The sequence below is a fragment of the Halomonas sp. ALS9 genome, from assembly GCF_001651035.1.
Lineage (GTDB): Bacteria > Pseudomonadota > Gammaproteobacteria > Pseudomonadales > Halomonadaceae > Vreelandella.
In genome coordinates, this window is sequence record NZ_LXRG01000011.1 from 1 (window position 1) to 19,683 (window position 19,683).

A 19,683-nucleotide genomic window follows, 5' to 3' on the forward strand; every position below is an offset into this window, starting at 1 on the left:
GTTGGAGGAGTGTCCAACTTTGGGGTGCAGTTCAAAAGCGGGGCTTTTTGCGAGTTACGTTTACATTAGCAGTTACACTTATTCTGTTATTTACCAGTCGGTGCTATCGCCTTCATCCCGGGTCAAATCTTCGGGGCGGATATTGTCACTGCGGTGCTTCCTTTCCCCAATATCAGAAGAGCTGCTTGATGGCGAAAAATCTAAACTATCGCTTTCATCGCGGTTCAATTGATGAGCAGAAGCATTATCTGCATTCGACGTTGTATGCGACGTAGGTTTATCGATCACATTCTGACCAGCGGAACGATCTTTGTTCAATTCAATTGATGAGTTCGCCATTGCCAGCGGGCTCGCGATTAGACCAAAAGCGATAGCTACGATAGCGCCTTTTTTGCCCATTTCTTTCAATAACATGACGTTCTCCTCATTATTTCTGTATACCGTTCAATGGTAATAAGAACGGCTATTGCTTTCTTAATTAAGCATACCATATGCCAAAAACCATTATTAAATAACAAATACAATAAAATCAAATTCTTATAGATAAAATATTGTGCGCCAAAAAACTGGCACAGGTTTATTTTGTCCAAAAAAATTGTGCAATAATTACACATGAGCGATTATATCTATACAAAAAGTGGCCAAGGACATCCATACGAGCAGACTGAGGCAACGCGATAAAGAAAAGGATTCAATAACGCCATTCCAAAACAGTCGGTGAAAACCGTACTTGAAAACCGTACTTGAAACGAAGAAGAGGATAGCGAAGAGAGCGCTGAGCACCCAAAAAATCAGACCCCGCATCAGCAGGGTCTAAGGACACAGTACGTTGACAATGACTAGCGCCAGCTTCCTCTCCTTTTGCGGGATTCCAACCTTGGAATTTAACCCTGACCAGCGCTCTGATTGTCGTGTGATTCATTCCATGAATCGATGCGCATCCCTATCGATGTGACACGCTTTTGCGTTTTTAGCTCACACCCTAATCGTAATGTATTTCTTCAGAATTGCAAATTTTTGTTACCAAACGTTTCCATCACCTTCATCGTGCGTTAAGTCTTTTGCGGTGTATTCTGCCTGAGCACTAGTGCGATGAGACTCTGCCTTAATGACATTAGGGCGATCGCCTTCGTCGTACATCAAATCAGATGGGCTAAAATCCGCTTGGCCGGATGTGTGATGAGACTGCGCCTGGATGGGCTCGTCATCAACCGTGAAGTCTTGATTAGCATCGATGGAGATATGGGCAAAAGCTAGCGGGCTTGCCAGCAAACCAAATGAAAGACCTACCACGGCTGCTTTTTTAACAAATGCGTTAAACATACTATTTACTCCTGGTGACTGTTTGAGACCGCTGAAGTGAAGTGAGAGGGGCACTGTGGCAAGAATCTCACTGCGTTTAGCTTCATTACCCCGATACTGCACACGCTGTGCCAATATCACCAATAAAATAATAAATTCATTAAAATCAAATATTTAATATAGATATATTGTGCGCAATAATACGTCACTAAAAACAAAAGCACGCTAATTACGTGTGCAGTAATGACACATGCGCAAAATAGTCTGTGCCTTTATGACACACTCCGCAAAGCAATCAAGGCACTACCCAGGCACAATTGCGAATGGGTCGCGCTATGGCGAAATTGAAAGGAAAATGAAAAAAGCACTAGAAGGGAGTGGCAGCAAAGGCGAGCGAGGAGCAAAAAAAGCAGACGACAAAAAATTAGGCCTCGCAATGCGAGGCCCGATATCAGAATTGATGATAGGTAATGACTAACGCTAGCTTCCACTCCTTGTGCGGGACTCCAACCTTGGAATTTACCCTGACTAACGTTTTGATTTCCTAATGATTCGTCCTTGAATCCGAAAGGCATCCTTGCCTGTATAACATCCTGTTAATCGCTTTTTCATCCTATGAAAAAGCATTCAGTGATATCTAAAAAACATCAATAATTAGCTACCGCTATTTTCTTCAACAAGTTCATCTGCATCATACTCAGCGTCATCTGAGTGACTGCTTGATTGAGGTTCCATGTCGCTGACACCATCGCCTTCGTCATGGGTTAAATCATTAGTCATATCTGTATCGCTACCGTTTGAGCTACCGGTTCCTTGGGGATCCATTGGCTGCTCGTCAGCTGTGATACCTTGGTTGTCATCAATCGCGGTGTTTTCATCTGTTTGTGCAAAGGCTAATGGGCTTGCCATCAGGCCAAAAGAAACACCTAAAATGCCAGCTTTCTTGAGAAAATCCTTGGACATCATATTCCACCTCTGATCGCTGTTTGTTACCGCTGGGTTAAGAAAGAAAGGCTAACAAGTAGCCAGCAATTCCTGCGGTCATCTTTCTTAACTAGTATGCTGCAGCAGTCATGCCAAAAAACCGAAATGTGAAATTTAAATCATATAAATCAATATTTTATTTAAAATTAAACATTGCATAACGGCCAATTATGAGCCATTACCCACGCTTTTTCCTGTGTAAAAATGGCACATGAGTAAGTTTCACCAGCCTTACATGTCAATATTGAACACTTCTACAAATATTGTGCAGGGCGCCTTGCTGGATTAAACCAACCGCGAGGGGGGGAAGGTACAGCGGAACAGTGCGCCTTTGCCGGGAAGGGACTCTATATGTAGTTGCGCATCGTGGCGTAACAGCACGTGCTTAACGATCGCCAAGCCTAAACCTGTGCCACCGGTCGCCGTGCTGCGCCCTTTATCTACACGATAAAAGCGTTCGGTTAAGCGGGGAATATGCACGGGATCAATCCCTTCGCCATTGTCTTCAACATCTATATAGCCACCGCCATTGGCGCTAGCTTTCCAGCGTAGTGTGATTTGGCTGCCTGCAGGCGTGTAACGAACCGCATTAAAGGCAAGATTAGAAACAGCACTACGAATTTCCTGTTCGCTACCTAACAACCGCGCATCACTCTCAAGCGCCACGGTGATGGTATGCCGCTGATGCGAGAGAGCAAGCGCGTCCTCGCAAACGCTGTTCAGTAAAGGCCCAAGTAGCAGCGGGTGATGATCTTTACCGCCCTGATCAATCTCTAGGCGCGAGAGCAGCAATAAATCATTGACCAAATTCTGCATCCGCTGGGTCTGTTCCTGCATTTGCTGAATACTACGACCTAAACGCGGCGGCAGCTGATCGGCAATGTCGCTGTAGGTTTCCAGATAGCCTGAAAGAACGGTCAGAGGGGTACGTAGCTCGTGGGAGACGTTGGCAACAAAGTCGCGCCGCATCTGTTCAAGGCGATGCAAACGGGTAATATCCCTGGCCATGACTAAGCGCTCGTCGTCACCGTACAGGGTAATTTGATACTGCAGTATTCGCCGTTCATCAATCGGTGAGGTTAGCGTTAACGGCTCACTGTAATTACGCGCATTAAAGTAACTGATAAAGCTTGGTTCGCGAAGCAGGTTGGTAATGTGCTGACCACGGTCATGGGCGGTTTGCAGCCCCAGCATGGCGGTGGCGGCGCTGTTCCACCACTCCAGGTCACCGTGACGGTCAAGCATGACCACGCTGTCGCGCATCGCTTCAGACGACTCTTGAATACGCGCCAAGGTAGCGCGCAGGCGGCTTTGGGTAATTCGCTGACTTTTTTGATAGCGGTATAAACGATCAAATAGCTCGCCCCACATTCCGCGGGCAGCAGGAGGCTCATCGTGAGGGTGAAGAGTGAGCCACTTATAGAGCTCGCGCAGCTGTCGTAAATGGTAAAACAGACATACCGCAAGCCCTGCCGAAAGTCCTAGCCCAGCCGAGCCCAATAGCCAACCTAAGCAAGTACCCAGCGTGGCCAGCCACGCTATTCGCCACAGCTCACGACTCCATAAACGCACATTTACACCCGTGCAGAGAAACGGTAACCGGTACCCCGAACCGTTTGAATCAGGTTTTGATGCACGTCGCCCAGCGCTTTCCGCAAGCGGCGAATATGCACATCGACCGTGCGTTCTTCGACGTAGACGTTGCCGCCCCACACTTGGTCAAGCAGTTGGCTGCGCGTGTAAGCGCGCTCTTGATGGGTCATAAAAAACTGCAGCAAACGGTACTCGGTAGGCCCCATTTCCAGCGCTTTACCGTGAGCGCTTACCCGATGGCTTACCGGATCAAGTAGCAGGCCGTTAATCTCTATCGGGTCTTCAACGCCACGCGGCGTGGCACGACGCAGCACCGCTTTTAGCCGTGCCACCAATTCCCGGGGCGAAAAAGGCTTGGTGATATAGTCATCGGCACCGGCTTCAAGCCCTTGAATCTTATTATCCTCTTCGCCTTTGGCGGTGAGCATAATAATGGGAATCTCAGCGGTAGTTTCTTCACGCTTTAAGCGTCTAGCCAGCTCAATCCCGCTAGTGCCGGGCATCATCCAGTCCAGTAGCAGTAGGTCGGGTTGGTGGTCGACCACCATGGCATGAGCATCCTGGGCGTTATCCGCTTCGAGCACGCGATAGTCAGCCATTTCCAGCGCTACCGCGATCATCTCGCGAATCGACGCTTCATCATCGACAATCAGAACGGTCTTGGCGGTCATACCAGAGCCTCACGGTGTTCAAAGAATAGCTCAAAGAGAACTAGTGCAAAGCAAGCTAGCTCAAAGAAAAACAGCTCAAAGAAAAACAGCTCAATGACGATAACACCATGACTTGATGACAATTATATGACATTCAAAAAAATTAGCCCGCCGCAGGCCACCAACTTAGCGCGATACCGGCAAAAATCAGTAGCCCCGACCAGTGATTATTGAGAAACGCCTGAAAGCAGGCATCTCGCTCCTGATAGCGAATTAAGCGTTGCTGATGCAGGAAAGTCGCCGCCATTGCCGCAAGCCCTAACCAGAAGAATCCACCTAAACCGACCCGCCAACCTACCCATGCCAACAACCCCAACGTGGCTAGCTGGAGTAGGCCGATAATCAAACGATCGGCATTTCCAAACAGCACCGCCGTCGATTTAATGCCAATTTTTAAATCATCGTCGCGATCGACCATGGCGTACTGGGTATCGTAGGCGACTGTCCACAGCACGTTGGCGCAGAATAGTAGCCATGCTTCCAGTGGCACGTAGCCAAGCACCCCACCAAAGGCCATCGGAATCGCCCAGGAAAACGCCGCCCCCAGCACTACCTGAGGAAAATGGGTATAGCGCTTCATAAACGGATAAATAATTGCCAGCAGCACCCCGCCTAGCGAGAGCAGCACCGTAAACCAGTTGGTCAGTAATACCAGAATAAACGCCGCGGCCACCAGGGCGATAAACAGCAACTGGGCTTCGGTTTCGCTGATCCGGCCCGTAGCTAATGGACGGTTTTTGGTACGTTTTACATGGCCGTCAAAGTGACGATCAGCATAATCGTTGACCACGCAGCCCGCGGCACGCATCACGTAAACACCTGCCACAAAAATCAGCAGCACATTTCGCCCGGGTACACCTTCCGCAGCGACCCAAAGAGCCCACAGCGTCGGCCACATCAACAGCCATGTGCCTATCGGCCGATTCAAACGCATCAGCTGTAAGAAATCTGCCACGCGAGCCCACCCCTTCGGCCGCAACAATGAACGATCCATGCTTACCTCACCAAGAATAAGATGCAGGCGCTAGCCTAGCGCGAAGGCAGGCCAAGATCATCAGCCATCGCACCCAAAAAATACTCTTGAACTAATAACGACAGACCGCCGTGCTGACAGCCGTGATAAAACACAGAGCGACGGCCCCAGGTAGCATCTCCCTGAATACCGCTCACGCTAGCAAAAGTGGGCGCTTGCCTCGTCGCTTCTAATGGCCCGCGGATTACGCCTGGCTGACGAAATAACCAACTGCCTAGGGAGCGTTCGCCCAGACGCTCCAAGCGCTGACCCTTTAGCTGCGTGAGCGGGGCGACCGAGCGTGCCACCACCCAAGGGGTCTCATCCAAGCACAGCGCCACTTCGCGCAGCCAGGCGTATCGCTTAGCACCAATGCCCAGCGCCTTAGCCTCATCCTGCCGCGGCCAACCGACCCCCTGGCGTAGCAGCCGTACGCGAAACGGCTTGTCTCCACCCGCAGCGATTAGGCGGGCGGTCAACGAGTCGGTGGAGGCAACCCACTGCCACCAGGTAGGGCTCATCGCTGGGCGTGCCGCATCAATGGGGCGCCAGCGCGAAAATAGCGGAATTTGCCGAAAAGCAGCAGGCGTCACCGAGTTCTCCAGGGCAATAAACGAGGCGGCTAGTGTAACATGGGGTACTAACAGGCTTTTGTTTCAGCGACCTCTTTAACGACTCTGTCTTAACAACTTTGTTTTAACGACTCTGTTTTAACAACCACATTTCAACAGCTATGTCTTAACAACTATGTCTTAACTACTATGTTGGTATCTGCATGCCCGCCACCCAAACACATAAAACGTCTACACACGCTGCACTGGTAATTATTGGCACCGGGATGGCAGGGGTTGGCCTTGCTCGTGCCTTGCGTCGCCTGGGCGACCAACGCTCAATCACGCTGGTCAGCGCCGACAGCGGCGATGACTACAGCAAGCCATTGCTTTCCACCGGCTTCGCCAAGGGCCTGAAGCCCAATCAATTAGCCCAGCGCAGCGCAGCGGAACTTGGCGATGAGCTCAACGCCAAGATGTTTATCCACACCCAGGTAAGCGCACTGGATGTGGATAACCAATTCGTGCTCCTCAAAGAAGGTCAGAGGATTGGCTATGACACGCTGGTATTAGCCACCGGCGCTGCGCCACGGGTGCCCTTCAACATTGCCTCCAGCGTGGCCCCTAGCTGTTTTACTATCAATGACCTAGACGACTACCGCCGCTTTCATACCGCGCTGGGTCATGGCCCTGCACGGGTAGCAATTGTTGGCGCGGGGCTGGTTGGCTGTGAATTTGCCAACGACCTTTACGCTGGCGGTCATCAAGTCAGCATTGTCGCCCCCGAGAGATCCCTGCTTCCTCGCTTGCTGCCACCGCCCCTAGGGAACGCTCTGGGCGATGCCTTTAGCGAAGCGGGTATCCATCTTCACCTTGACCGCTCACTTCATTCCATAGCGCTCAGCAGCGATGAAAACACGGTTCTGCAATTAGATAACGGCGACACCGTCGGCGCGGATCTCGTGTTGATGGCCACCGGCCTCGCGCCCCGCACAATGCTTGCCGAAGCCGCTGGTTTAAACGTGTTACCTAGCGGCATAGTGGTTGATCGTCAGTTGCAGACTTCGCATCCCAATATCTATGCCCTGGGGGATACAGCCTGCGTAGATGGCGTTAATGCCATGTACGTTCAGCCTCTGCAAGCCAGTGCTAAGGCACTGGCGGCAACCCTTTCGGGCACCCCCACGCCGGTTAGCTTTGGCGCTTGGCCGGTGGTGGTTAAAACACCGCTGCTGCCAGTGGTTGCCTACCCGCCTGCGACCACACCTGAGCGCTGGCAAATTGAAGGTGAAGGCGGTGATATCAGTGCCTTGGCGGAAAATAAAGACGGACGTTTGATTGGTTTTGCGTTGACAGGCGGCTGCGTGAGAAGGAAAGTGGAGCTTTCCAGAGCAGCGCCTGCGCTGCTAGGCTGATTTTCGCCGCGTTCACGACTAGGCTAGAGAAGCTAACCTAATCGGCTACGCACCCAACAACATTCATTTGTTTGATGTTTGATTTCTATTCAAAAGGGGAGATTCCTTATGCGCAAACCTGAACTCGCTGCAGCCATCGCTGAAAGTGCCGACCTGTCCAAAGATAAAGCAGGCCAAGTGCTGAACGTCATTCTGGATGAAATCACCAACAGTTGTGCCAAGGGCGAAGATGTCGCGCTGATTGGTTTTGGCACCTTCACCGTACGTGAGCGCGCAGCGCGTACCGGCAAAAACCCGCAGACCGGCGCCCCGCTGCAAATTCCAGCCAGCAAAAACGTCGCCTTTAAGCCAGGCAAAGGCCTTAAGGACGCCGTTTCCTAATGAAGCTCAAGCTGACGCTGTGGCTGCTGGGCGTACTGCTCAAACGCGCCCTGCGCCGCAAGCCGCGCTTTCGTGAGCAGTTAGAACGTATGCGCGGCCTGGACTGGGGAATTGCCACGGAAGATCTAAGCATTGCCCGTCACTATCGGATGACGCCGAAAAGTGTCAGTACTGCTAAAGGGCTGCCGGTCGACTTGGATCTTGAGCTGCGCTTCCGTGATCAGGATACCGCCTTGAAAGTGCTCAAAAAGCCGACCCAGCAGGCCTTTCTCGACGGCATGATGAACGGTAGCGTGCGCTTGGTGGGGGACTCCGCCGATATGAATAAGCTGCAAAAACTACTCAAGTATTTGTAGCGCCTTACTATCGATGGACATACCTCATCAGCGCTTAGTGTACTTCCGCGTTACCCTGGAGTCTGGCTCAGTGCGCCGCGCAGCGGCGCGCTTGGACATTGCTCCCTCGGCAGTTAGCAGGCAAATTGCGCTGCTGGAAGAAGCCTTGGGAGCCTCTCTGATGGAGCGTCAGCGCGATGGCATTTCGCCTACCCCGGTAGGTGAAATGCTGCTTGAGTACTGCGAACGGCGCGGTGCCCTCGATGAAGGTTTTATTGCCTCGCTTGAATCCTACCAACGCCTGGAAACTGGCAGAATATCGCTCACCGTAGGCGAAGGGTTTGTCAGCGATTTAGTGGCTTCCCCGCTGCACGAATTTACCCAACTTTATGCGGGTATCCAGCTCGATATTCATATCGCCGGTACCTCGGGCATTATTGAAGCCGTGGTTGATGACCACAGCCATATCGGCTTAATGTTCCACGAAAGAACCCATCCTCAACTGCGTTTTTGGGCATCTAGCCCCCAGCCATTAATGGCCATCCTGTCACCGCAACACCCCTTGGCCAACCAGCCTGCGCCGCTCTCTCTGGAGCAACTTAGCGCTGAACCCATGGCTATGTGGGATGCTAGCCACGGAGTGCGTCAGATGGTCGATCAAGCCTTTCAACAGGCGCGGATCGCCCCACGTCTGGCCATGAACACTAACTCCATGGTGGTACTGGCACAGTACGTACGCAGCGGTATGGGGATCACGCTGCTACCCGCCTTTGCCGTTGCGCATGATTTAGAGGTCGGTACGCTTGTGGCGCGGCCGGTCGATAATCCGCTCTTTCAGCGCTCCCATGCCCACATGGTCACCCGCGTGGGCCGCCAGCAGCCCAAGGCCTGCATACTATTGCTACGCCATTTGCAGCGCTGGATGCAGGCCTTCCGAGAGCCCAGTCCGGTAAGCGATCAACCAACACCGCTACCGTAACCAAACGCGACGCTGGCTTCTGGCGCGGTTTCCACCCATACGCTTTGCGGCACCGTGTATTCACGTAGGCCATCCAGGCCGCTGGAACGGCCAAAGCCGCTCTCGCCAAAGCCTCCAAACGGCGACATCACGCTAATCGCTTTATAGCTATTAATCCACACGGTACCCGCCCGCAGCTGCCCGGCAACACGGTGGGCTCGCGCTACATCCTGGCTCCACACCGCACCCGCCAGGCCAAACCGCGTCTCATTGGCAAGTTGAACGGCCTGGTTTTCATCGTCAAAGGCCATGGCTACCAGCACCGGGCCAAAGACTTCTTGCTGGGCGATCTCCATATCCGGTGTGACATCGACCAGCACGGTAGGGGCGATAAAGTAGCCCTGGGCTTCATCTGGCAGCCCTGCCGGGCGCTTGCCACCCGTCAATAGCCGCGCACCCACAGCGACGGCGGCGTCGATCATTCGTGTCACCTGCTCAAACTGACGGCGATTCTGCAGTGGGCCCATACGGGTCGCTTCATCGCTGGGCAGGCCCACCGCAATTTGTTCTGCTGCCCGCGCCAAACGGGTGGTGACCTGCTCAAACACCGAGCGCTCAATCAATAAGCGCGACCCTGCCACACAGCTCTGGCCTGCGGCGGCAAAAATGGCGGCTTGGGCACTCGCAACGGCCTCATCCAACTTGGCATCGGCAAACACAATATTGGCGGACTTGCCCCCCAGCTCTAACACGCTGGGCACCAATCGACGCGCCCCCGCCTCGGCAATCAGGCGGCCACTTTGAGGCGAGCCGACAAATACCAGCTTGCTGATGATCGGGTGATCGGTGAGCGCCGCGCCCGTCGTTTTGCCCAGGCCGTTAACGATATTGATAAGCCCCTTCGGCAACCCGCCACTTTCAAGTAGCTTGGCAATCACCACCGATGAGAACGGCGTAAGCTCGGAGGGCTTCAATACCACCCCATTGCCCGCTGCTATCGCTGGCGCCAACTGCCAGGCGCAGGTGAACATCGGTGCGTTCCAGGGGGTAATCTGCCCCACCACGCCATAAGGCACGTGGCGCACATAGTTAAGATGCGAGGTGGGTACCGGTATCACTTCGCCATGCTGCTTATCGCACCAGCCTGCATAGTATTCGAACATCTCGCGCACTTTGCCGACTTCGGCCCGGCAGTCACGAATTGGCTTACCGGCAACGACACTTTCCAACTGCGCCAGCGACTCTTCATGGCCCTCCAGGCCGCGAAGTGCCGCATTCATGCGCCGCCCGCGCGCGCTGGCGGTCAGCGCCATCCACTCTTGCTGCCCACGCACAGCCGCTCGGGTGGCGCGTTCAATCAGCGCCGCGCTGGCGTCGCGATAGCTTACCAACGTTTCGCCAGTGGCCGGATTCGTTAAGGTGATTGACTCACCCTCTCCCGCGACTAAGTCACCATCAATCCAGTTACTCAGCGGCGTGGCCGCCGCTAGCCCGAAACCTTCAAGCAGTTCTGCAAGATGCTCACTGGCGTGTTGGCTAAGTACGTTCATTGGTTGCCCTCCGCTTGGCTAGCACGCGCTAAAATCGGCGTGGTGATATGGTTAAAGTCGTCGCTATCGGCGGGGTTATCGGCATTCGCGTGCCAGGCATCGACAACCGCTTGCAACAGCGGCAGCGGAACACTCAGTTGCTCAGCGGCATCCCGCGCCAGGCGCAGGTCTTTACGCATCAACCCGGTGGTAAAGCCCGAATCAAAGCGTTCGCTCAGCACCCACTCGGGGAAGTTCACCTCGCTAACCGCACTGCGCCCAGAGCCACTATTGAGGCCCGCCAAACAGGCGGCGGGGTCAACGCCTGCCTGGGCCGCCATGGCTACCGCTTCGGCAGTGGTCAGCAAGTGCGCTGCACATAGGTAGTTATTGGCCAGCTTGACCACATGGCCGCTGCCGGGGCCGCCTACATGGGTGCGCTTGGCCGACATCGCTTCCAGCATCGGCAACACTCGCTCAACAGTGGCGACATCACCGCCCAACAGCATGCCAAGCTTGCCGCTGGCAGCCCCTTTCGGGCCCCCGCTGACCGGCGCGTCCAGCCACAGAAGGCCCGCAGCGGTTACTTTTTCGGCCAGTTCACGGCTGACGGCGGGGTCACTGGTGGAGGTATCAACAATCACGCTGCCTTTCGGCGCCAGCGTGAGCAAGCCTGGGGATTGCTCGATCACTTCGCGCACATGGGCAGAAGTCGGCAGCGACAGCAGGTAAACATCGCTTGCGGGTAGCGCATCGGGCGCCACAACGGTTAGCCCTTGCGCTGCAAGACGTGATCGCGCTGGTTCAAATACATCGCTGCCAGTTACCGCAAACCCTGCGGCTTGAAGGGTGAGGGCCATATTCCCGCCCATCTGCCCGAGGCCAATGACCACGATCGATAATGCTGTTGTTGAAGACATCGTAAGTGCTCCTTAAACGTCCTACTAAGTATGAAGACGCCATATTCGGGGTAGACGCTCCCCTACCCAGTGGGCATCAGAGAGCGAATAACGCTTATCGTTGAGACAAAGGTGGCGATTTAGACGAGCAGTGCCCTTACCAGCTCCACCCAGTAGCGTGCGCCCAGCGGCAATAGTGCATCGTTGAAGTCATAGCGCGGATTATGTAGCGAAGCGGACTCCTCGCCATTGCCCATCCAGATATAGGCACCTGGGCGTTCGGCAAGCAGGAACGAGAAATCCTCAGAGGCCATGCTGGGCGGTGGGTTACGAATCACGTGCTCGCTACCCAGCAAGCTCTCCAGTACCGTGGCGCAGTGCTGGGCATGCTCCGGGGTATTGATAGTGGCGGGGTAGCAGCGCTGGTAATCCAGCTCAACGGTTAGGCCGTGGAACTCAGCTAGGCTAGCAATCGCCTGTTTAAAGCGCTCTTCCAGATGCTCTTTATGCGCCATATCAAAACAGCGCAGCGTACCCCGCAGCGCCACCTGCTCGGGGATCACATTGAAGGTGTCCCCCGCGTTAATACTGGTAATACTCAGCACTGCTGATTTATCTGGCGGCGTTTCGCGGCTCACCAGCCCTTGCAGCTGGCTGATCAATTGGCAGCTCGCCAATACCGTATCAGTCCCTAAGTGGGGCATCGCCGCGTGGCAGCCTTTGCCGGTCAGCGTTAGGCTAAAGATGTCGAAAGCGGCCATCACGTCAGTATCGTGCACCGCGGCGACTCCGACGGGCAGGCCTGGCCAGTTGTGCAGCCCGTACACGGCGTCCATGGGGAAGCGCTCGAACAGGCCCTCTTCGACCATGACCCTTCCGCCACCGGCATTCTCTTCGGCGGGCTGAAAGATAAACACCACCCGGCCTTTGAAATCCGGCTGCTGCTTTAACGCCCAGGCGGCGCCCAACAGCATGGTGGTGTGACCATCGTGGCCGCAGGCGTGCATCTTGCCGGGGGTTTGCGAGGCGTAGGCAAGCTGGGTCTCTTCGCGAATATCCAGGGCGTCGATATCGGCCCGCAGACCGATGGTTTTGCCTTCACCCAAGCGACCATCCAGGGTCGCCACCACGCCGGTACCCGCAATCCCCGTCGTCACCTCGAAGCCCCACTCATTGAGCAGCGCGGCAATACGCGCACTGGTGCGGTGCTCCTCAAACGCGGTTTCCGGGTGTTGGTGAAAATCGCGTCGCCAGGCGGTAAGTTCGGCGCTATCCGGTAAATTAATGGGGGTAGTCATCGGCCTATCCTTACAGCATTACGTGAGCGACAACGGCGGAGCCGATAAAGGTACCGGTGAAGACCAGCAGAGCCACAATCACCAGCTTCCAGCCGGTTTGCTTGAACATGGCAAACTCGCGCCCGGTAAGCGCTAGCCCTGCATAGGCCAACACGGGGGTTACTACGGCCAGGAAATCCACCTCGGCTAATCGCGCAATGATCCAGCCGTTGCCAGGAAAAAACGGCAGCGTTGCGATAATGCTGATCAATGACACCCAGGCCACGCTGGGTAAATAAAAGGGGCAAAAGCGCCCGATCACCAAGCCAATGATGACCATCACATACAAAATCAGCATGCCGGGCAGCGCATCTAACAGCGGCGAACCGTTGACGATATTGCTAAACCATGCAGCGATACACACCGCTGCCAGCACCAACGCGGTTTTGCCTAGCTGATTTTCCGGGCGTAGCTCTTTAAGCGCTTCGGCATCAAACTGATCGACCGTGCTCTCATGAGTTTTCATGGCTAACCTCCTGACGTGAGCCTTTTAAGCGCTTGTACATCCACTCGGTGACCGGTAGCGCGATAAATAGCGAGATATACAGGCCGGTGGCGTAGGTAAGCAGGTTGCTAGCCCCAGCGAAGGCGAGCAGTTCATCTTTGGAAGCCGGTACCGCTTCGGCTAAGGCTGCCGAACACGCCGCCACCATGCTGCCACTGCCTACTCCGCAGGCCATGGCCAAGGCACGAATATCAAGAATATCCAGCGAGGCGATGTAGCCCGCCATTAAGGCAAAGTAGAGCGTACCGAACATGGTGCCCACGACGTAAACGCCCATAATGCCGATACCTTCAGGGCTTCTGAGTCCATAACGGTCTGAAATAATGGCAATATTGGGTTCACGGGCGATAGAGTAGGTAGCGCCAATCGCTTCCCGGCCCATTTTGAGCACTAATACCGCAAAGGGCAGCGCTATCAGCATGGTGCCGAGATTACCCAGTTCCTGGAGTATCAGCGCTGGGCCTGCGGCGATAATCTGCTCGATCGCTGGGCCAATGGTGGAGCCAAACTTGGCAATAAACGGCAATATAGCGATCAGAATGATCGGCCCTGCGGCATTGCTGACCGGTTTGGGAATAACCTTGCCCATGGCCGAAAAAAGGTGGGGATTAAACAAAACGCCAATCACAAAGGCGTAGAGCAGCGGTAGTAACAGCAGTGTTCCGGGCCCGAGGGGGATGCGTACAATGCCGATCCACTCGGCAAACATTGACGTCGCAATCACCAAGAGGTGAAGACGCCAGTCCAGCAGCAGTTTGAGATCCATAGGAGTGTCCCTGTTTTTTTTAGAGTCACTCCGAGTATCGAAAGGTTGGTGTTTCAATCATAGGGTTTTAGTGCGCTATTTTTTAGAACACTAAGCGCTGTGGGTTAAACGTTGATCGCTGAGGTAGCGACATCCAACGCCCACACCTTTATACTAAAGTCTAACAATCACCCATAAGAGCCTCTATGCCCATTACTTTGCCGCTACGGCGCCTTTGGACGCTGGATAAATTCGCCTACAGCCTGCGCGTTTTTATAGCGTTCAGCGGAGCGCTGCTGTTCAGCGGCGTGATGAGCGATGTAGCGCTAGTGATTCCGCTTTTCCTGGGCATTATCGCCTGCGCGCTGTCTGAAACCGACGACAGCTGGCAAGGCCGCTTGCAAGCCCTGCTGGTAACGCTGGTGTGTTTTACCTCGGCATCATTTATTGTCCAGTGGCTGTTTCCCTGGCCGTGGCTGTTTGTAGTCGGGCTGGGCCTTTCGACCTTTAGCCTGATTATGCTCGGCGCCATCGGCCAGCGTTACGCCACCATTGCCTCTGGCACGCTGATACTATCGATCTACTCGATGATCAATATCGAGCAGCACGGCGGGGTCGATGAAGACGTGGCGGCACGCCAACTGCTGCTGTTGGCGGGTGCGGTGTGGTACGGGTTAATTTCGGTAGTGTGGTGTGCGCTGTTCTCCCGCCAGCCGGTCAAGCAGAGCATGGCGCGGGTGTACAAAGCGCTGGGCGAGTTTTTGATACTCAAATCAGCGCTGTTTGAACCGGTACGCGGTGTGGATGTAGAAGCCCGCCGGGTGGCCCTGGCGCGCCAGAACGGCAAAGTCGTCGATGCGCTCAACCAAGCTAAAGAGATGATTTTCAGACGCTTAGAGGGCCAGCGCGGCGACCAAAAACTCAACCGCTACCTGCGTATCTACTTTATCGCCCAGGATATTCACGAACGCGCCAGCTCCACCCACTACCCCTACAGTGCGCTCAGCAAAGCATTCTTCCACCACGATGTGCTGTTTCGCTGTCAGCGGCTGCTGGATCAGCAGGGGCGCTCTTGCCGCCAGTTGGCCAAATCGCTGCTACTCAATAGGCCGTTTGATCACCAGCAGAGTGAAGAGGCGCTGGCTGACTTACACGCTTCCATTGAGAACTTGCGCGACCGGGGCAAGCCCGAATGGCGACCGCTGCTATACCCTCTAAGCGCCCTAGCTGACAACTTGGCCACGCTGGAAAACCAGCTCGCCAGCGCCCACAATCCTGGCGTCAGCGATGAGCGGCGCGACAGTTCGCTATTTGATCGCTCACCGTCGAGCTTGCTGGAAGCGTGGAAGCGAGTGCGTTTGAACTTTACCCTTGGCTCGCCCACCTTTCGTCACGCGGTGCGGCTCTCCATCGCGCTAATGACCGGCTACGGGATCATGCAGTGGATCGACCCGGCGCAGGGCTTTTGGATTCTGCTTACCACGCTGTTTGTCTGTCGGCCCAACTTTGCTACCACGCGACGATTTTTGTCACAGCGGATTATCGGCACGGTATTAGGCCTGGTAGTGGGCTGGGCGTCTATCAGTCTCTTTCCGCATCCGCTTGTGCAAAGTATCATCGCCGTGGCCGCTGGGGTTTCGTTTTTCGCTAACCGTGAAAAACACTACGTGATCGCCACGGCGTCCATCACCCTGCTTGTGCTGTGCAGCTTCAATCAGGTGGGCGACGGCTATAACCTAATCCTGCCACGCCTGCTTGATACCCTGCTTGGCTCGCTGATTGCGGGGTTAGCAGTGTTCTTTATTCTCCCCGATTGGCAGGGCCGCAGGCTTTATCGTGAGGCTGCCAACGCGCTAAACAACCATCGCCGCTACCTGGAGGAGATCATCCACCAGTACGAGGCGGGCAAACAGGATGACCTGGCCTATCGCCTAGCGCGGCGCAATGCCCATAACGCCGACGCCGCACTCTCCACCCTGCTCACTAATATGCTCCACGAACCAGGGCATTACCGTAAACAGGATGCAGACAACGGCCTGCGCTTTTTGGTGCTCTCCAACACCCTGCTTAGCCACCTCTCTGCGCTGGGCGCCCATCGCCACCAGTTGGCAGACGATGAAGACGACGCCACACTGGTGCCGGTAGCAAAACGCATTGGTGAGCTGTTGGGCCAGATTGCGGAACGATTACGCCAGCGCCAGCCGGTTGAGGCACTAACGGATCAAGCCGCCGAACTGTTAAGCCAGTTAGAAGGGCAGAGTGCCGCAGCAGACGAACAAGCGGTTACCCTCTACCGCCCTATCCAAAGCCAGCTGCGCCTTATTACCGAGCAACTGGCCCCGCTGGGCGAGGCGGCGAATAGGTTGGTGGGAAGTGAAGATCACACGCCAAGCAGCGCCACTGCTAACGCCTAAACCTGCCCATAACGCCCTGCCGCTTCCCCCAGCCAACGGCGCACCAGCACGGAGGTGATGTCGGGGTTGCCTTGCAGTGTTTGGGCCATGGCCGTTACTCGCTCTAGCAGGTCGGCATCGCGCTCCAGATCGGCGATTTTCATCTGTGCCAGGCCGGTTTGGCGGGTGCCGAGGACTTCACCGGGGCCGCGGATTTCCAGATCTTTTTCGGCGATGCGGAAGCCATCGGTGGTTTCGCGCATGACGGCTAAGCGCTGGCGGGAGCTTTTCGACAGCGGTGGATGGTAGAGCAGTACACAGAAGCTTTCCGTGCTGCCTCGGCCTACCCGGCCACGTAGCTGGTGCAACTGGGAAAGCCCCAGGCGCTCCGGGTTTTCGATAATCATCAGGCTGGCGTTGGGTACATCCACGCCCACTTCGATCACTGTAGTCGCGACCAGTAGATCCAGCTCTCCTTCTTTAAAGGCGGTCATTACTTCGGCTTTCTCGCTGGATTTCATGCGCCCATGAACCAAGCCCACCGCCAGCTCAGGTAAGGCGACGGTGAGCTCGTCGCGGGTGACCTCAGCGGCCTGACACTGCAGCACCTCGGACTCATCGATCAGCGTGCACACCCAGTAGGCCTGGCGGCCTTCGCTGCAGGCTAGTCGAATACGCTCAACCACTTCAGGGCGGCGCTCGTCGGGCACTACCACGGTTTTCACCGGCGTACGGCCGGGGGGCAGCTCGTCGATTACTGAAACATCCAGATCCGCGTAGGCGCTCATGGCCAGGGTGCGGGGAATAGGCGTGGCGGTCATGATCAGTTGGTGCGGCGTCAGCCCACCCGCTTCGCCCTTCTCGCGCAGCGCCAGACGCTGATGCACGCCAAAGCGGTGCTGCTCGTCGATGATCGCCAGCCCTAAACACTGGAAGTGCACGTCGTCCTGAAACAGCGCGTGGGTGCCCACAACCATGCGCGCGCGGCCGTCGGCAATCGCCGCCTTGGCATCCAGCCGTGCTTTGCCTTTAAGCTTGCCCGCCAGCCACGCCACTTCGATGCCCAGCGGCTCAAACCAGGCTTTAAACGAGCGGAAGTGCTGCTCGGCGAGGATTTCCGTCGGCGCCATGATCGCCGCCTGGCAATTACCCGCCAGGGCGCTTAGCGCGGCCATGGCCGCCACTACAGTCTTGCCCGAGCCGACATCGCCTTGAATTAGTCGCAGCATCGGCGCTGGGCGGCTTAAATCGTGGCCGATCTCTTCCAGCACGCGGCGCTGGGCGCCGGTTAAGGCAAACGGCAGTTGGGCCAAAAAGCGCGCCTGCAGGCTGCGCCCGGAGGGTAGCGTCGGCGCGCCATCCGCCTGAATACGCAGCCGCACTTCGCGCAAGCTTAATTGGTGGGCTAGCAGCTCTTCCAGCGCCAGCCTGCGCGTGGCCGGGTGCTGACCGAAAGTTAACTGCTCGATATTCACATCGGGCGGTGGCTGGTGTAGCAAATGCAGGCTGGCATGGAGCCCTGGTAGCTGAAAGCGCTGGAGAAGCGTATCGGGGATCACGTCCGGCAAGGCTTCGGGGGCGTCATCCAGCAGCCCAAGCGCCTGTTGCGCCAATGCACGCAGCCGCGGCTGATTAAGACCTTCGGTGGTGGGGTAAATGGGCGTGAAATACTCGTCTACCGGGGTTTCACTGCCACTCAAACGATATTCGGGGTGATAGATTTCCAACCCGGTGGCCCCGGCCCGCGCTTCGCCAAAAGCCCTCACCGTAGCGCCGGGGCGCATCTGCTGTTGCTGGGCGGGGGAGAAGTGAAAAAACCGCAGGCTTAAAATACCGCTGGCATCGCGCAGGCGCACCAGCAGGCTGCGGCGGCGCCCTTTGACCACGTCGCAGGCGGTCACTTCGCCCTCTATCACCGCCTCTTGGCCTGCCCGTAGCAGGCCAATCGGTGTCAGCCGCGTGCGATCCTGGTAGCGCAACGGCAGATGAAACAGCAGATCGCTGACCCGCTCGATCCCCAACCGGCCAAGTTTTAGCGCCAGCGCTTCGCCCACGCCCTTCAGCGCGGTTATCGGCGCGGAGAGGTCGCTCATGGGGCGCTTTTCACGGCTTTGGCAGGTTGACGGCAATGGCTGATCGCCTGAATCAGCGCCTCAATGGCTTTGGGCCGGGGAAAGCTCGCCCGCCAAGCAATCGCCACGGTGCGCGAGGGCGCTGGATCAACAAACGGTCGACTAACCAGCATGGCATTTTCATACTGGTCGGTGCCCAGCGCCGACTGCGGCAGCACTGTGATGCCTAACCGGGAAGCCACCATGTGGCGTATGGTTTCCAGCGACCCGCCTTCGGCGATCAGCGTATTGTTGGGGCTGTTGAGCTTTTGGGTAATCGCCGGGCAGGCTTCCAAAATCTGATCGCGGAAACAGTGGCCTTCGCCAAGCAGTAGCAGGCGCTCTTCGAGTAAGTCCTCTTTATTGATCGCCTCCCGCTCGACCCAGGGGTGATTGGCGGGGATGAGCACTTCAAAGGCTTCATCGTAAATCGGCTTGGTCACCACATCAGTTTCAGTAAACGGAAGGGCGACAATAATCACATCCAGCTCACCGCTTCTCAGCTTGGCGCGCAGGGTACCGGTCATACCCTCTTCAATATACAGCGGCATTTGCGGTGCCGCGTTAGCCAGGGCTGGCACTAGATGGGGAAACAGGTAGGGCCCAATGGTATAAATCGCCCCAATGCGCAGCGGGTTGGCCAACTGATCTTTACCCGCGCTGGCGAGCTCAAAAATAAGGCTGCTCTGCTCCAGCACACGCTGGGCCTGGGCAACGATTTTTTCACCCAGCGGGGTCACCTGCACAGTGGACTTGGAGCGCTCAAATAGCGGTGTTTCGAGCTCTTCTTCCAGCTTTTTCACCGCCACCGAGAGCGTAGGCTGCGAAACGTGGCAGCGTTCTGCCGCGCGGCCAAAGTGACGCTCCTGGGCAAGGGTTACGATGTAGCGAAGTTCTGTTAAAGTCATAGCGGTGCCAGTGGC

At 55.7% G+C, this 19,683-nt stretch carries 19 protein-coding genes; 5 read left to right on the forward strand and 14 right to left on the reverse strand.

Annotation, left to right across the window (positions count from 1 at the left end; translation table 11 throughout):
* Nucleotides 1-90: 90 nt before the first annotated feature.
* From A6R74_RS00045 to A6R74_RS00075, 7 genes are all read right to left on the reverse strand, one after another.
* A complete protein-coding gene (locus tag A6R74_RS00045; RefSeq protein WP_064232346.1) occupies nt 91-414 on the reverse strand; it encodes a hypothetical protein in 324 nt (107 codons plus the stop codon).
* 606 nt (nt 415-1,020) lie between these two features.
* Entirely contained in the window at nt 1,021-1,323 is a 303-nt protein-coding gene (locus A6R74_RS00050) for a hypothetical protein (RefSeq protein WP_064232347.1), read from the reverse strand.
* Between the two features lie 633 nt (nt 1,324-1,956).
* A complete protein-coding gene (locus tag A6R74_RS00055; RefSeq protein WP_082906527.1) occupies nt 1,957-2,265 on the reverse strand; it encodes a hypothetical protein in 309 nt (102 codons plus the stop codon).
* 306 nt (nt 2,266-2,571) lie between these two features.
* Nucleotides 2,572-3,858: a phosphate regulon sensor histidine kinase PhoR gene (gene phoR, locus A6R74_RS00060; protein ID WP_064232349.1), complete on the reverse strand. Its 1,287-nt coding sequence runs from the start codon at nt 3,856-3,858 to the stop codon at nt 2,572-2,574.
* Nucleotides 3,859-3,860: 2 nt separating this feature from the next.
* Nucleotides 3,861-4,550: a phosphate regulon transcriptional regulator PhoB gene (gene phoB / locus A6R74_RS00065; RefSeq protein ID WP_009286297.1), complete on the reverse strand. Its 690-nt coding sequence runs from the start codon at nt 4,548-4,550 to the stop codon at nt 3,861-3,863.
* Nucleotides 4,551-4,692: 142 nt separating this feature from the next.
* Nucleotides 4,693-5,583, reverse strand: coding sequence for a 4-hydroxybenzoate octaprenyltransferase (gene ubiA / locus A6R74_RS00070; RefSeq protein WP_064232350.1), 891 nt, complete (start codon nt 5,581-5,583; stop codon nt 4,693-4,695).
* Between the two features lie 35 nt (nt 5,584-5,618).
* Nucleotides 5,619-6,194 (reverse strand): chorismate--pyruvate lyase family protein, encoded by a 576-nt coding sequence (locus tag A6R74_RS00075; RefSeq protein WP_064232351.1) that lies wholly within the window; start codon nt 6,192-6,194, stop codon nt 5,619-5,621.
* 182 nt (nt 6,195-6,376) lie between these two features.
* Between A6R74_RS00075 and A6R74_RS00080 the strand changes: the two genes are divergently transcribed.
* The 4 genes from A6R74_RS00080 to A6R74_RS00095 all read left to right on the forward strand — a co-directional run bounded on the left by A6R74_RS00080 (nt 6,377) and on the right by A6R74_RS00095 (nt 9,262).
* Nucleotides 6,377-7,567, forward strand: coding sequence for an NAD(P)/FAD-dependent oxidoreductase (locus A6R74_RS00080; RefSeq protein WP_064232352.1), 1,191 nt, complete (start codon nt 6,377-6,379; stop codon nt 7,565-7,567).
* 108 nt (nt 7,568-7,675) lie between these two features.
* Nucleotides 7,676-7,948 (forward strand): HU family DNA-binding protein, encoded by a 273-nt coding sequence (locus A6R74_RS00085; RefSeq protein WP_064232353.1) that lies wholly within the window; start codon nt 7,676-7,678, stop codon nt 7,946-7,948.
* Nucleotides 7,948-8,304: a hypothetical protein gene (locus A6R74_RS00090; RefSeq protein ID WP_064232354.1), complete on the forward strand. Its 357-nt coding sequence runs from the start codon at nt 7,948-7,950 to the stop codon at nt 8,302-8,304. The genes A6R74_RS00085 and A6R74_RS00090 overlap by 1 nt, the downstream gene beginning before the upstream one ends.
* A gap of 13 nt (nt 8,305-8,317) precedes the next feature.
* On the forward strand, nt 8,318-9,262 hold the full coding sequence (locus A6R74_RS00095; protein WP_064232355.1) for a LysR family transcriptional regulator: 945 nt from the start codon (nt 8,318-8,320) through the stop codon (nt 9,260-9,262).
* Here A6R74_RS00095 and A6R74_RS00100 read toward each other — a convergent pair.
* The 5 genes from A6R74_RS00100 to A6R74_RS00120 form a co-directional block, all read right to left on the reverse strand.
* Entirely contained in the window at nt 9,241-10,791 is a 1,551-nt protein-coding gene (locus A6R74_RS00100; protein WP_064232356.1) for an aldehyde dehydrogenase family protein, read from the reverse strand. The two genes, A6R74_RS00095 and A6R74_RS00100, sit on opposite strands and share 22 nt — an antisense overlap.
* Entirely contained in the window at nt 10,788-11,690 is a 903-nt protein-coding gene (locus A6R74_RS00105; RefSeq protein WP_064232357.1) for an NAD(P)-dependent oxidoreductase, read from the reverse strand. The genes A6R74_RS00100 and A6R74_RS00105 overlap by 4 nt, the downstream gene beginning before the upstream one ends.
* Before the next feature lie 119 nt (nt 11,691-11,809).
* Complete coding sequence (locus A6R74_RS00110; RefSeq protein WP_064232358.1) at nt 11,810-12,967, reverse strand: M20 aminoacylase family protein; 1,158 nt, start codon at nt 12,965-12,967, stop codon at nt 11,810-11,812.
* 10 nt (nt 12,968-12,977) lie between these two features.
* The gene (locus A6R74_RS00115) at nt 12,978-13,472 is read right to left on the reverse strand and encodes a hypothetical protein (RefSeq protein ID WP_081899118.1); all 495 of its coding nucleotides are present in this window, start codon (nt 13,470-13,472) and stop codon (nt 12,978-12,980) included.
* Complete coding sequence (locus A6R74_RS00120; RefSeq protein ID WP_064232359.1) at nt 13,459-14,277, reverse strand: DUF3100 domain-containing protein; 819 nt, start codon at nt 14,275-14,277, stop codon at nt 13,459-13,461. The genes A6R74_RS00115 and A6R74_RS00120 overlap by 14 nt, the downstream gene beginning before the upstream one ends.
* A 185-nt stretch (nt 14,278-14,462) precedes the next feature.
* Between A6R74_RS00120 and yccS the strand changes: the two genes are divergently transcribed.
* Complete coding sequence (gene yccS / locus A6R74_RS00125) at nt 14,463-16,670, forward strand: YccS family putative transporter (protein ID WP_064232360.1); 2,208 nt, start codon at nt 14,463-14,465, stop codon at nt 16,668-16,670.
* Here yccS and recG read toward each other — a convergent pair.
* Together recG and A6R74_RS00135 are read right to left on the reverse strand one after the other, a co-directional pair.
* Complete coding sequence (recG, locus tag A6R74_RS00130) at nt 16,667-18,742, reverse strand: ATP-dependent DNA helicase RecG (protein WP_064232361.1); 2,076 nt, start codon at nt 18,740-18,742, stop codon at nt 16,667-16,669. The two genes, yccS and recG, sit on opposite strands and share 4 nt — an antisense overlap.
* Nucleotides 18,739-19,668, reverse strand: coding sequence for a hydrogen peroxide-inducible genes activator (locus A6R74_RS00135; protein WP_064232362.1), 930 nt, complete (start codon nt 19,666-19,668; stop codon nt 18,739-18,741). The genes recG and A6R74_RS00135 overlap by 4 nt, the downstream gene beginning before the upstream one ends.
* Nucleotides 19,669-19,683: the final 15 nt, after the last annotated feature.